The following is a 13,789-nucleotide window of genomic DNA, read 5'->3' on the forward strand; positions in this document are numbered from 1 at the left end:
TTACTATTAAGTATGAGGAAATTTATATTTATACTAGTATAATCACCAATCTTCAAATATGCAACTAAGAATGTACAAATTAATGTTAGATAATGTCAGCGTGAGAATTAGCTGTATAAGCTTTTTTATATTTGATGAACTATAAGATGTTGATAGAGAGGGTTGTGAGTATAAAATTGGTTATTATTTATAAAGATGATAATCAGTTAGGGGGGCTGTTTTTTAATTTTAATAATATAATTATATGTATATAACTATATTATAGTTATAATGACTGATGAAGCATTGCCACCAAATCCGGCGGCATTAATAAGTACACGTTTTATAGAGGTAATAGATGATGCTTTAACAGCTGAAGGATAGGGAAGAAAAGGGAAGTCTTGCTCTTTTAAAACATTGATAGCATACTGTAAACTTAAAGCCCCGGAAGCTCCAAGTGTGTGGCCGATAAGCCATTTATTTGTGGTGATGGCGGGAACAGCATCAGCAAAAACAGTTTTTATAGCAGCTAATTCAGCTTTGTCTCCGGCATAGGTGCCAGGTGTGTGGGTGATAATAAGGTCTATGGTTTTATCTTCAGTGGGTAGTTGTGAAATAGCATGCCGCATCGACTTCTGGAAATTAGTACCATCAGGACTGATTCCGGTTTTGCTGGATATTTTTTCAAACCCCATTCCTATTGCTTCTACTACAATGTCACCCGACTTTAGCTGATGTCTGAGAACCTGTTCCAAAGCAAACACAGCAGCTCCTTCGCCAAGCACAAATGTATTCTGCTTTACAAGGGCGTAAGGCTGACATGGAAAAGCATTTTCGTAGAGTTTGGAGTAAATACCAACTGCTTTCATTTGAGCAATGGTAAAATCTGTCAGAGGCGCTTCTGTGCCGCCAGCCAGAAAACGTTGTGCCATACCTGCTTTAAGCCAGGCTGCGCCATTTGCTATCGCCATCAGGGCAGTGCTGCAAGTCATGGAGTGGCTGATTTGCCCACCTCCAGCGTTTACTGCGTGTGCTACCCAGCTAGACAAGTTACCTAAGGTAGTAGTAGGGGAGGCGTTGGAAGAAAGTTGCTCTTGCTGATAAGCCTCATAATGCTGCTCAAATAAACCTGTAGCTCCACGAGAGGAACCGATATTAACAGCTAAATCATCGGACAGGGGGCGATCTTCGTCAGAGGGCAGCCAACCAGCCTGTTGGCAAGCTTGCCTAGCTGCGTAAATAGCCATTAGCACAGAGCAGTCTAACTGCCTGTAAACTGGGTTCTGCTGTAAAAGCTCCTGTAAAAGTAGCCTGGCAGCAGGGGAGAGGAGGGCAGCAGGTATACGCTGGCCTTGATGTGTTACAGTAGAAAAAGCCGGTTTGCCAGCTTTATAAGCTGCTCCAATACTTGCTTCATTAAAACCAAGAGGGGAAATTATGCCTGTTCCCCTGATTACTATTTGTTGGTTGTCGTTTCCCAAAACAATACCTATTCTGCTGATCTGGCTTCAGCTACCAAGTCATGCATACCTGTTATTACCTCATACACCTGCTGTAGTTGTTGGTCTGTAATGCAGTAAGGGGGTATAATGTAAATGATGTTTCCTAAAGGTCGCAGTAGAACATCTTTATCCAGGGCAAAATTATATAGTTTATCACGAAGGCTACTAAAATATGAAGTGCCTCCTGCCTCGAACTCAATAGCTATAATAGTACCTTGTTGCCTTACTTCCTGCACATGAGGCAGCTGTTCTACCTGCTGTGCAAAAGCTGCGTGTTGTGCTGTGATGCGAGCTATATTCTGCTGTGTTTCTTCCTGCTGTAGCAGGTCAAAACTGGCCAGTCCGGCGGCGCAGGCTACTGGGTTGGCTGTATAACTATGGCCGTGGAAAAATGTTTTGGCTTTATCGTCATGCAGAAAAGCAGTATAGATTTGTTCATTGCAGGTTGTTACACCTAAAGCCATAGTACCACCTGTCAAGCCTTTGGAAAGGCAAACTATATCTGGCTTTTGCTGCAGGTAATGGCTGGCAAATGTACGGCCTGTGCGGCCAAAACCAGTCATTACTTCATCGGCTATAGTTAAAATGTTGTTTGCATGGCAGATGGAAAGTAACTGGTCCAGTACTTCTGGTCTATACATCACCATCCCGGCTGTGCCTAGCACCAGTGGTTCATAGATAAAAGCTGCTATATCCTGTTGCTGTGCTATCTGCTGTAATTGCTCTACTGCTTGCGCCTCTTTACCCGGAACAGGCACATCGATAAATTCTACGTCAAAAAGGTAAGACCAGAATGGAGCCGTAAAAGCACTGCGGCTGCTAACCGACATGGCTCCAAATGTATCGCCGTGGTAACTATCACGAAAAGCAACAATTTTATGTTTAGGATTACCTGTGTTGTCCCAGTACTGAATTGCCATTTTCAGGGCTACTTCAACAGCGGTAGAGCCATTATCAGAATAAAATACTCTATTTTGGCCTTCCGGTAAAACCTTTAGCAGGTTTTCTGCCAGCGTGACAGCGGCAGGATGAGTAAAACCGGCAAATATTACATGCTCCAGCGTTTGCAGTTGCTCTGCTACTTTCCGGGCAATATGAGGGTGGGCATGCCCATACAGATTCACCCACCAGGATGAAACTGCATCAATAATAGTTTTGCCATCCTCTGTAAACAAAAGTGCTCCTTCTCCACGCACAATGGGCACAGGCAGTGCAGCTGTTTTCATCTGCGTGTAAGGATGCCAGATAATATTGTTGTCGCGTTCGGCTAAATTCATTGTCAGTTATTAGAAGTTAGATGGTAGGCACTAGATACTAGATGCTAAGTTCATGCTAACTGTTTATAAGTGAAAGGACAAAAGTATTAACACATAAGACTTTAAGCTATATTGGAATTAATATACTGTTAATTACATGCTTAAATAGATATCAAGTTTGGGTTTAGCTTATTTTGTCTTGATACTAACTAGGAATCCCTTAATCATATGTTTTACTTGTTCCCTTTTTAATATTAATATTCTAGCGTCTGTAATCTAATGTCTTGATGTCTACTTATAAATAAGATGTAAATTCTTTGGCGTATTCGGCTACAGTGTCTTTACAGAAATCAGCTTCCTGGCGAATGGACGGTAAACGACGCAGGCCAGTATATTTGATAATAAAGTCTTCTGAAGTAGCGTTTTCTTCACCATTAAATATGATACCTGCCACAGGTATTTTGCGGTAGCGTAATACTTCTGCTGTAAGTAAGGTATGGTTAATGCTGCCAAGGTAGTTTCTGGAAACTAGCACTACTTCCAGGCCCAGTTGCTGTACAAGGTCAATTACTAAAGAACGCTTATTAAGAGGAACCATTAAACCACCGGCACCCTCCACAATAAGGTTATTTTGGGTTTGTGGCAGTTGCATGGCTTTGATGTCAATCTCAATACCTTCGGCGGCGGCGGCTTTATGAGGGGAAGCAGCCATTTTCAGGCGGTATGCTTCCGGGTGAAAAACAGACACAGGGTTAGAGACCAAGCTCTGCACTGTATCTGTATCAGTGAAATCAAGTCCTCCCGCCTGCACGGGCTTCCAGTAATCAGCGTTTAAGGCTTCGGTAAGTATGGCTGCGGCAACTGTTTTGCCAACGTCCGTTCCTATGCCTGTAACAAAATATCGTTTCATGTACCTTGAGCTATAGTCTTCACGAGACCATCAATTTCTTTTTCTGTATTAAATGCGTGTACTATTAAGCGGAGTCTTTCTTTGCCTTCTGGCACCGTCGGGCTCATGACAGGACGTACATCATATCCTTTATTTTGCAAATTGGCAGCCATTGTTTTCAACTGCTTTATGTCTGGCAGAAAAACAGATAAAATAATACTATCCTCTGGTCTGCAGCAGATGCCACTTATATTGTTTAACTGCTCGTGTAGTTTCGTTGCCAGTGTCTTTACCTTTTCCCGTTCCTTTTGCATTTCAGGTAGCAAAGCATATGCACTTTTTAAAGCAACCAGAGCATGCGTAGGCAAGGCTGTTGTATAGATGAAGGCACGGCTATAGTTAATCAAATATGCTTTCAAGATACCTGATCCGGCCACAGCTGCTCCGTGGCCTCCCATGGCTTTACCATAGGTAATGATCTGTGCAAACACCTGGTTCTGCAAACCAAGTGCAACCGTTAAACCCTCTCCCTGCTCTCCATACAATCCTACGGCATGAGCTTCATCTACAATAAGAGCTGCCTGGTGCTCCTGGCAAACCTGTGCCAGTTCCTGCAAGGGCGCTTTATCGCCATCCATAGAATATACCGACTCTATTACTACGTACACCTGCCCGGTTGCAAACTTTAGCTTTTGCCGCAGGTCCTGCACACTATTGTGTCGGAATGCGTATGTTTTAGCGAAGCTAAGGCGCATGCCATCTTTCATGGAGGCATGGCTGGCTTCGTCGTAAAATATTGTATCGCCCCGCTGTGGCAGGGCCGACAGAAGCCCAACATTAGCTGTATAACCAGAGTTAAAAAGTAGTGCAGCTTCAGTTTGATGAAAGGTCGCTACTGTTTTTTCCAACTCCTCAAACAGCAAATGGTTCCCAGACAAAAGCCGGGAGCCGGTTGCTCCCGAAGGTAAATAATTGTAGCGCTGTTCTTCCGCTTTTATCAGGTCACGCAGCTTAGTTGACCTGGCAAGGCCAAGGTAGTCGTTGGAGCAAAAGTCTACAAGGTTAGCTGTGGTCCTAAGCTGCCGCAGATTGCCCTGTGCTGCTCGTTCTGCCAGCTTTTGCTGTAGTCTCTTATTCAGATCCATAGGATACTATAGATATTATTACCTAGACAAAGTAAAGCCTCATATTCAAGCTATGTCTGGGTTTTAAGCAACTACTGTTTCTGACTGTTTTTCTTCTTTAAACGATTTCCTTGGTGTAAGCCCTAACAGGTTGAACATAGCTTTATCAGCGTCAAAATCAGGGTTAGGCGTTGTAAGTAGTTTTTCTCCTGTGAAGATAGAGTTAGCTCCGGCTAAAAAGCAAAGCGCCTGCTCCGTTACGCTCATCTGCTCCCGGCCTGCTGACAAACGCACCATTGACTTTGGCATCAGGATACGGGCAGTGGCAATCATGCGCACCATTTCCCACACCGATACCCGTGGCTGGTTTTCCAGTGGAGTACCTTTAACAGGCACCAATGCATTTACTGGCACCGATTCCGGGTGCTGTACCATATTAGAAAGGGTAAAAAGCATGCCAATACGGTCTTCGTCTGTTTCACCTAAACCTATAATGCCTCCTGAACAAACAGATATACCAGCCTCACGAACGTGGTCAATGGTTTGAAGACGGTCTTCGTAAGTGCGGGTGGTAATGATGCTGGCGTAGTTTTCTTCTGAGGTATCCAGATTATGGTTATAGGCATATAAGCCCGCCTCTTTAAGCTTTTGTGCCTGATACTCGTTTACCATGCCTAATGTACAGCAAACTTCCAAACCCATGTCATTTACTCCTTTTACCATGTCTAATACACGGTCGAAGTCGCGGTTATCGCGTACCTCACGCCATGCAGCACCCATGCAAAAGCGAGTAGAGCCACCTTCTTTCGCACGTCGTGCTGATGCCAGCACCTGTTCCTGGCTTAGTAGCTTGTGAGCGTCAACACCAGTATGGTAACGTGCCGCCTGCGGACAATAAGCGCAATCTTCAGGGCAACCTCCTGTTTTAACAGATAATAAAGTACAGACCTGCACCTCGCCAGTAGCCTGATATTGCTTATGGATGTTTGCCGCTTCTACAATTAATTCCAATACCGGCTTATTATAAATTGCCTTTATTTCTTCCAGACTCCAGTCGTTGCGGATGTCTTTGTTTTGTCCGTTTTGCGTCATGGTACTAGTAATTTAGAATGCGAAGGTAATTTGAAGATTTAGGAATTAAAAATACATAAATCCTTGGGAAGTGGTGGATAAATAGCTAACTGCTTCTGCTGTTGTACCTTCTCTGTGGAAAAATTGTTTTGTGAATTTGTTGAGAACAAAACCACCCACTTGCTGACCTGGTAGATCTGAAGTTCGCATATTATCTGCCGTATCAATATTATCCTTTATCAGTACCGGAATGCCATATAAGAGCCCTCTTACTTTACAAGAATGCCGTTCTTTATCCATAGCATCAGCTATGCTTAAAGTATTGGGATTTACTTCTATGAAAGAGTTTACCTTTGAGCCATCTTTGGCTATGGCTTAAAGGTGCTTTAGGTACATTTTGGTGATTGATCTGGCTGCAAGCTCCCCTTCTGCATCTTTTGCAGGGGTTCATCAATAGTTATTTCTTATAGCGTAAAGTCATTATAAGCATTATCAATAGACGCTTTGTTCTGGCTCTTTTCGGTAGAACCGGTGCCATAAGAACTAAATTAAAACGGGGTTAATGTTAAACCTGCAAGTGAACTGTTTCTCCTGTTTATAATGGTGATTTTTAATAAAGATGATTTTAAAAGGTTAGCATTGAGAATTTGATAGGGTAAATGTTGCAGAAATAAATGATATGGTTAGAGGATAGAAATAGTTTAATTCAATGGAATATATTTTATATAGATGTTTTGACAACAAATTGGTTATAATTTGGTAATAATATGATTAAAGCAGTTACTTTGCCTTAATCACAAATTGTGAAAAAAAATGTATGAAAAGTTTTTTAGATACTGATAATGTATATAAAGTTGCTATTAATCCAGTAAAGATTGTAAAGTACCTTTCTGTAATAGTATTATTGCTGTTAATATTTAATATTATTAACATTGTAGTACAGTATAATATGCCTGAAAATGCTTGGCAAGCCCGTTTACTAGATAAGTTTTTCAATTTTAATGGGGAGAATAATCTTCCATCCTTTTTTTCATCACTTCTTTTGTTTTTTGCCAGCATACTTTTATACTCTATTTATGCACCGACCAAGCTTAAATTTAATCGTAAAGGGAAAAAAGAATGGCTTGTATTGGGGCTCATCTTTTCTTTCCTGGCCTTAGATGAAAGTGTACAAATACATGAAGCAAGTTCAAATCTTGTGAGGCCTTTGTTGAAGAATGACTTGGATGGCCTATTACATTGGGCATGGGTAGTACCTTACTTCCTTTTCTTTTTGGCTGTGGCTGCTTATTTGTTTAAATTTGTTATAACGCTACCAGCTTTTACCAGGAATCTATTTATACTATCAGCTTTTCTTTTTGTGGGTGGGGCTATTGGACTTGAGCTGTTTGAAGGATACTTTTTTAAATTATATGGCTTAAACCACATTTACAATCAGTTGCTTTACTGTTTGGAAGAGTTGATGGAAATGGTAGGAGTAACTGTCTTTATCTATGCCTTACTTCATTATATCTATAATTATGGGGTAGCAATGTTGTTTATCCCTGGTAATGTAGAACTTCGGGAACCACTGCAAACCCAAAAGGCAGAAGAACCAGTTGCTGAGTATAGCTCAGAAGAAAGATAGTTACAAAGATCTAGATACAAGTAAGAAAGAAAAGATAAAGCAGATGCTTCATGGCATCTGCTTTATCTTTTAAGCCAGAAGAACGCCCTTATAGGTGAAATAAAGGATTTCTAATGATAGGTAGTTCAATTCTATTAGGAGTTAAAGTGATACAGAAAAGTAATAACACCCGTAAATGCAGGTTTCTTATTGTCTTTAATTTCCATAGTTACCTCTAGTTGTGCTTTGGCAATTCCTCTAAGATCTTTTAAGGAAAGGAGTTTTACCCGAAGTCTTACCTGACTATCTACAGTTACAGCCTGGTTAAACCGCAGGCTTTCTATCTCATAATTTACCTGCATCTTCAGGTTTTCTATAGATACAATCTGTCCCCACAGATATGGAAGAAGCGATACTGTAAGATAACCATGAGCAATTGTGCTTTTAAAGGGAGATTCAGTTTTAGCCCTTTCTGTATCTAAATGTATCCACTGGTGATCTAGTGTAGCATCGGCAAATTGGTTTATTTGATCCTGTGTGATAGTATGATACTCTGAAAACCCCATTTCAGCTCCTTCATATTGCGCAAGTTCTTCGAAGCTTTTTATTGTTAGTTTACTCATGTATATGAACAATTATGTTTGATGTGTTATTGCAGATACATCTATTTTGTAGCAGTACAGAGTGTAAAGGTAAGTTCTTTTGCTTGATTGCTGAAAAAAGAGGAAATTTAATTAATAACATATTATTGCTTCTGTTAACTCAGTATGCTTGCTCAATACAGCGGGAGTTAGGAGTACTACTTAATAAAAAAAGCATCTATGCCATAAAGGCACAGATGCTTCACCTGAACTGAAAGAAGAATGTTTATTTAGCTTTCCCTTCTATAATCTCGCCATTGCGGTACGTAACAGTTTGGGTTACTTTTCCTTCTTCACTATAATACTTCCATTCGCCTGTTTCACGGTTATTTCTATACTGACCTATAACTTCCGTTTTGCCGTTTTCAAAGTACTGTTTGTAAGTTCCAAAGCGGAGACCGTCTTTGTAGTTTGTTTCGGACTTGGTTTTGCCTGATGGATAGTAAATGTAGCTGGGTGCTATAACCTTTCCGCTTTCATATTTTTGCCTCTCTTTTACCTGACCATTCTCATAGTATGAGAACCGATCTCCAGTTAGTTTATCTGCTGCATATGTTTCAGTTATCTCTACTTTTTTGCCTGGTGCATCAAAATAAGATTTCCAGTTGCCATGCTTCTGCTTGTCTTTGTACAGCTCCTCAGCCTGAATGTTTCCAGAGGAGTAGTAAAGTGTTATCTTACTATCTGCGCCATTGTTGCTGGAGTTTATCTCTTTTGTCAGTTTACCATCTTCTGCAAAATATTGAGCCAAGCCACTAATCTCACCATTCTTATATGTTATTTGGCTACGGGTTTTACCACTTTCATAATAAGATCTAGATGGTCCATGCATTTTTCCAGCTATGAAACTTCCTTCAGTGCTTAAACTGCCGTTGCGGTAGTAACTTTTAAAAGAACCATTTTTTTGCCCGGCAACATTTGTTACTTCAGTTTCAAGTTGGCCATTGTCGAAGTAGGTTTTGTAAGAACCCTCTAACATACCATTACGATAGGTTGCTTCCGTTTCTAGCTGCCTGTTAGGGAAGTAGGTTTTGGCAAGCCCGTTTTGCTTGCTGTTTTTGTAGTTAATTTCAGACTTAAGTTTCCCGTTTTTGTAATAATCTTTGACGAGCCCTTCCGGAAAGCCATTTACAAATTCAGCCTCTTTCTTTATCGTGCCATCTTCATAAAAGGTTCTGAATAAGTTGCTTTGCTGATTATCCTCAAAGCTACCTTCCTGAAGTAATCTTCCATTAGGGAGATAAGCTTTAAAAGGTCCCTGCTTTACATCCTTAACATATGTTAGCTGCATTTTAGGATTTCCATTAGGATAAAATTCTGTGAAGATGCTATCCTTTTTACCTTCTACAAATTTAGCTAGAGCTTCCTGTTCACCAGTAGGATAATAGCGCTTATAGAAGCCCACAATGGCTGAATCGGGAGTGATGTAGTATACTTCTTTGATTGAAGTTTTACTCTCGTCGTGATAAGTGATAACTTTTTTTTGTGCAAAGGCCACTGTTTGTATTAGGCCTAACACCAACAATGCTGAAAGAAATTTATTCATACTAAAGTAAACCGGGTAAGCTTAACTGCTGCTTCCTTTTTATAACTGTTTAAAAACCCTAAAGCAAAAGAGAAACCCCGACTTTGGTGCTAAGGCTGCTTCACTATTTTACCTTTCGGACCACTATGACCAACTTTACTTGGCATGTCTTTTTGCTTGATGTAGACATGCCACCAGGAAGTTCTGTCATCAGACTTTGCTATTCTTATAACTTTTTCTTTAGCCTGAACATCTTTTCTGCTGAACAATATGGTCCAGCAAGTATAGGTGGTCAATAAGATGACTAAAAAAGCAAAGCCTGACAATCCTGCAATAAAGCTTAAATCATGGGAGCGGGATGGCAGTGTAAGCAGGTTCATGTGAATGATCATGATTCCTACCATCATACTGCCTGCCATCATCCATTTATCTACAGATGATAATGTGTTTCTACCAAATTCGCTTTTATCATCAGCACACAGTAACATGCCTAGCATGCCAAGGACAATCAGTCCTATCAAACTACAATAAGTCAAGATTAGTTCTTCCATACCCAAATATGGAAGTTTATCATTATCTGTTAATTAAGTTCGTGTTAAGAAAATGTAAGTAATTCACTTTTCCATTAAACTATCCTGCCCCTGCTCTAAAATAAAGAAGCCCTACGTGTGATAACGTAAGGCTTTATGCAAAATATATGCCGCAAGTAAGATTACATTTTCTCTATCACGATGGATGATGCACCGCCGCCGCCATTGCATATACCTGTAACGCCAATTCTGCCACCTTTTTTGTCCAAGACGTTGCAGAGCGTAACCAAAATACGGGCACCTGAGGCACCTAAAGGATGTCCTAAAGATACAGCTCCACCATAAACGTTTACATTATGTCCCTCCAGACCTAGTTTTTGGTTATTAGCTATGGACACGACCGAAAAGGCTTCGTTAATTTCGTAATAGTCTACTTCTGTCGCGTCAACACCTGCGTTTTTAAGTGCCTTTGGTATAGCCAGCGATGGCGTTGTTGTGAACCAGATGGGATCCTGTTCTGCATCGGCGAAGCCACGTATTTTAGCAATAGGCTTTACACCAAGTTCTTCCGCTTTTTCTTTACTCATAAGCAGAATGGCTGCGGCACCATCATTAAGTGTTGAGGCATTGGCAGCTGTTACCGTGCCGGCTTTATCAAATACAGGGCGTAAGCCAGCCATCTTTTCAAAGTTTACTTTCCTGTATTCTTCATCTTCCGTAACCAGCATAGGTTTTTTGCCACGTTGCGGGACCTCCACCGGTACAATTTCATCTTTCAAGTAACCTGCTTCGGCGGCTTCTGCTACTTTCTTATAAGAGGCTGTCGCGTACTCGTCCTGCATTTCGCGGGTAATTTTCATTTCACGGGCAGTGTTTTCAGCAGCGTTACCCATATGGAAATCGTTGTATACATCCCACAGGCCGTCTTTTAATAAGCCATCTGTCATTTGCCCATGCCCCAGCTTACCGCCCCAGCGTGCTTTGTCCAGGTAAAACGGCACGTTAGACATACTCTCCATGCCACCAGCCACTATTATGTCTTTATGACCCAGCATAATAGCTTGTGCCGCAAACATAACAGCTTTTGCACCTGAGGCACATACTTTGTTTACAGTAGTGCATTCCACTTCATGGCCAAGTCCTGCCAAGACAGCTGCCTGCCGGGCAGGAGCCTGCCCCAGATTGGCAGAAAGAACATTACCCATGATTACTTCCTGCACTAGGGCTTTATCTATTCCTGCTTTTTTGACAGTACCTTTTATGGCTGTTGCACCTAGCTGTGTAGCAGAAAGGCTGGCTAAAGCTCCTCCGAAACTGCCAATTGGTGTGCGAACTGCCGAAATAATATAGACTTCTTTTATTTGCATAATACCTTATATACTTTGTTAGTTATGTGAAATTAGGAGAATTGAGTGCAAAAGCAAAACGATTGTTAGGTGAACTGGAGTGTCAAAAGAGCAAAAGATTGATTATTGTTTGCAATTAATTCGAGTTTCAGTTGGCTCTGTTGTTCAAGTTTTATGCGGCTTGCTTTTATGAGCATCTTTCTTCCAGGTTTTTTTGGAAAATAAACCTTTTGCATATATAAATCTAATTATGCTCTGGTTACCTCGGGCGTTTATAATCAGTAATTTCTAAGCAACCTAACTTACTTTATAATGAAACGACTATTACTGGCAGCAGGCAGCTGCTAAAAAGCCGCTCACGCACGATGTCTACGATAGCTGGAAAGGTGTGAGGAACTCTGAAATTTCAAACAACGGTAATTATGTAATGTTTACGGTGAACCCGCAGCAGGGGGATGGCGATGGCTTTGGTCTGTTAAACCAGATGTGGCAGGCGAAGCAACGGAATAAATAATCTGAGACTTTTTGGAAAGGGGAGCTGATGAAAGTCTGCTCCCCTTTTTGTTTTGTATGAATATTAATTAGCTGATTAAAGAAGTCTTAGCTGTACTAATTCTATAATAGCTTAATGAAGGAAAGGGTAATGTAGTCTATGCTTGCTATGTTTTTACTATTTGATAATATGTGTGTTATGTCTGATGCGTGTATATAACAAAGGGTGTTCTAAAAGCTCTTAATGGCCTCGCCGCCTTATTATTACTATATACTTTTTTTGCAAAATGCAGCTGTTTATAGCTCAACAGTGTTCAGAGGGGGAGCTTCCTGTTCCATGTTATTTATAGAGAGATGGCAATTTTGCCTACTAAACTGTCATAAGTACACTGAATTATTTTTTTATTGGCATCACCAAAAATTGCACAGTTTTACTAACAAAAATTGAGTGCCTTCGTATAAGAAGTAGTTATAGTTATTGATGTTAAAGTTGCCTTTTATTAGACGATTTAGTTGAAGCGTATTGTGTTAAAAAGGGAGACCAGGCTTGACAAAAGCATATAGCAAACTCTAATTTCTTGTGAAATAATAACTTGTAGTATAGAGTGCTGATTTATATTATAATTGAAGGCCTAGTTTGTAACAGAAGATAATTGTTATCTTATATAAAGACAATTGTTACAAATTTAAATTATATTTTATTGAAGTTTAGGAAACTAATAATTTGTTTTGTACATTAATATAACAGAAACTAACGATTAATAGGGTTCTTCTTTATTCTACTTCACGTTTTGCCTAAAATTGGTAAATGAAACAAGTATAATGCATTTATAATATCTGAATATAAATTTTTGTGTAGCTAATAGTCTAAATTACTTATGAACGAACTTGACAAACTCCGCGATGGCTTAATGAACAGCAGCATCTTATTAATGAAGGACTATGGAAATCAACTGGAGTGCTCTTTTGTAAGGGAGGGGCTTGTGATCCGAAGCTTTTTTATTAAAGATGAAATATTAGCTACTGCACTAAAAAGATCAGGAGTCAATGGTATTATTGAAGGGGTAAATTTTGAGGTATTCAGAAATACATTTGATAGTTTCTCATTGCGTGTTAAAGCTAAAAAGCTTTATTCTGAATTAAGCGCTAATCTGACATATCAAACCAGTTCAAATGCTATGGCAGCAACTGCTTAAATAATTTAGCTCTCAAGTATTATTTTCATAATTACGTTTATAGCCATGCACTAATAACAGTACATGGCTATAAATTTTTGTTTAAAGCCTTTATTGTTACTTAGAACTTATTTTTGTGAACAGGATAACTTATGAATAACCTTCCAGTTCTGTTAAAGCTTTTGGTGTTTTCATAAACTGGCCCGTTCCAAAAGCTACTTCTTTTCCTTTATCACTGTACAAGGTAGCTTCTGCTACAAAAAGATTCCTCGCTTTAGAACGTACGGTACCTATAGCTTTCAAATTACCTCTATCCACAGGCCGTATCAGGTTAATCTGAAAAGAAGATGTTACAATAAACACATCCTTCACTAAAGACGCAACAGCAAAGTATGCGGCATCATCAAGTAGTTTAAAGTACACAGAGCCATGTATAGCCTGCGATCCATGAAAAAATTTTGGTTCAATTGGTAACAGGATCTCAGCTTTTTCATGTGCCACATGTATTTTGCTGTCACTATAAAACTCCTGAATATTGGCTGAATGGTAAAGCATTTCAAGCTTTTGATAATGTTCTTCTGTTTCCATTTCCAGTTCTTTATATTGCATGCTTTTCCCTGAGCTATCTTTGTAAGACACACTTTTCTAAATAA

14 protein-coding genes are annotated in these 13,789 nt (G+C 40.0%); 3 read left to right on the forward strand and 11 right to left on the reverse strand.

The genetic code is table 11. The features are described 5' to 3' along the window. Positions 1-254: 254 nt before the first annotated feature. The 6 genes from LN995_RS00875 to LN995_RS00900 all read right to left on the reverse strand — a co-directional run bounded on the left by LN995_RS00875 (position 255) and on the right by LN995_RS00900 (position 6,193). Positions 255-1,460: a beta-ketoacyl synthase N-terminal-like domain-containing protein gene (locus tag LN995_RS00875; RefSeq protein ID WP_229957456.1), complete on the reverse strand. Its 1,206-nt coding sequence runs from the start codon at positions 1,458-1,460 to the stop codon at positions 255-257. 8 nt (positions 1,461-1,468) lie between these two features. Then, positions 1,469-2,758, reverse strand: coding sequence for an adenosylmethionine--8-amino-7-oxononanoate transaminase (gene bioA, locus LN995_RS00880; protein ID WP_229957458.1), 1,290 nt, complete (start codon positions 2,756-2,758; stop codon positions 1,469-1,471). A gap of 274 nt (positions 2,759-3,032) precedes the next feature. Further along, on the reverse strand, positions 3,033-3,647 hold the full coding sequence (bioD, locus tag LN995_RS00885) for a dethiobiotin synthase (protein ID WP_229957460.1): 615 nt from the start codon (positions 3,645-3,647) through the stop codon (positions 3,033-3,035). Next, entirely contained in the window at positions 3,644-4,771 is a 1,128-nt protein-coding gene (locus LN995_RS00890; RefSeq protein ID WP_229957462.1) for an aminotransferase class I/II-fold pyridoxal phosphate-dependent enzyme, read from the reverse strand. The genes bioD and LN995_RS00890 overlap by 4 nt, the downstream gene beginning before the upstream one ends. Positions 4,772-4,834: 63 nt before the next feature. Next, positions 4,835-5,842, reverse strand: a complete 1,008-nt coding sequence (gene bioB / locus LN995_RS00895) for a biotin synthase BioB (protein ID WP_229957464.1) — start codon at positions 5,840-5,842, stop codon at positions 4,835-4,837. Positions 5,843-5,887: 45 nt separating this feature from the next. After that, on the reverse strand, positions 5,888-6,193 hold the full coding sequence (locus tag LN995_RS00900; protein ID WP_317206917.1) for an amidase family protein: 306 nt from the start codon (positions 6,191-6,193) through the stop codon (positions 5,888-5,890). A 445-nt stretch (positions 6,194-6,638) separates the two neighbouring features. Here LN995_RS00900 and LN995_RS00905 point away from each other — a divergent pair, with 445 nt between their 5' ends. Further along, positions 6,639-7,448 carry a multidrug transporter gene (locus tag LN995_RS00905; protein WP_229957469.1) on the forward strand — a complete coding sequence of 270 codons (810 nt, stop codon included), beginning with the start codon at positions 6,639-6,641 and terminating at the stop codon, positions 7,446-7,448. 134 nt (positions 7,449-7,582) lie between these two features. Here the strand turns inward: LN995_RS00905 and LN995_RS00910 are convergent, their stop codons facing one another. The 4 genes from LN995_RS00910 to LN995_RS00925 form a co-directional block, all read right to left on the reverse strand. Beyond that, positions 7,583-8,050, reverse strand: a complete 468-nt coding sequence (locus tag LN995_RS00910) for a MaoC family dehydratase (RefSeq protein ID WP_229957471.1) — start codon at positions 8,048-8,050, stop codon at positions 7,583-7,585. A 244-nt stretch (positions 8,051-8,294) separates the two neighbouring features. Then, positions 8,295-9,614 (reverse strand): toxin-antitoxin system YwqK family antitoxin, encoded by a 1,320-nt coding sequence (locus LN995_RS00915; RefSeq protein WP_229957473.1) that lies wholly within the window; start codon positions 9,612-9,614, stop codon positions 8,295-8,297. Positions 9,615-9,703: 89 nt separating this feature from the next. Then, complete coding sequence (locus LN995_RS00920; protein WP_229957475.1) at positions 9,704-10,144, reverse strand: hypothetical protein; 441 nt, start codon at positions 10,142-10,144, stop codon at positions 9,704-9,706. A gap of 161 nt (positions 10,145-10,305) precedes the next feature. Next, entirely contained in the window at positions 10,306-11,490 is a 1,185-nt protein-coding gene (locus tag LN995_RS00925; protein WP_262910375.1) for an acetyl-CoA C-acyltransferase, read from the reverse strand. 367 nt (positions 11,491-11,857) lie between these two features. On the opposite strand from LN995_RS00925, the gene LN995_RS21820 reads away from it, so the two are divergent. Together LN995_RS21820 and LN995_RS00930 are read left to right on the forward strand one after the other, a co-directional pair. After that, the gene (locus LN995_RS21820) at positions 11,858-11,983 is read left to right on the forward strand and encodes a hypothetical protein (RefSeq protein ID WP_262910376.1); all 126 of its coding nucleotides are present in this window, start codon (positions 11,858-11,860) and stop codon (positions 11,981-11,983) included. 856 nt (positions 11,984-12,839) lie between these two features. Next, entirely contained in the window at positions 12,840-13,157 is a 318-nt protein-coding gene (locus LN995_RS00930) for a hypothetical protein (RefSeq protein WP_229957477.1), read from the forward strand. A 129-nt stretch (positions 13,158-13,286) separates the two neighbouring features. On the opposite strand, the gene LN995_RS00935 is transcribed toward LN995_RS00930, so the two are convergent. Beyond that, positions 13,287-13,745, reverse strand: a complete 459-nt coding sequence (locus LN995_RS00935) for a PaaI family thioesterase (protein ID WP_229957479.1) — start codon at positions 13,743-13,745, stop codon at positions 13,287-13,289. Positions 13,746-13,789: the final 44 nt, after the last annotated feature.

Origin of the sequence: Pontibacter silvestris, from assembly GCF_020907275.1 — a bacterium.
Classification (GTDB): Bacteria; Bacteroidota; Bacteroidia; order Cytophagales; family Hymenobacteraceae; genus Pontibacter; species Pontibacter silvestris.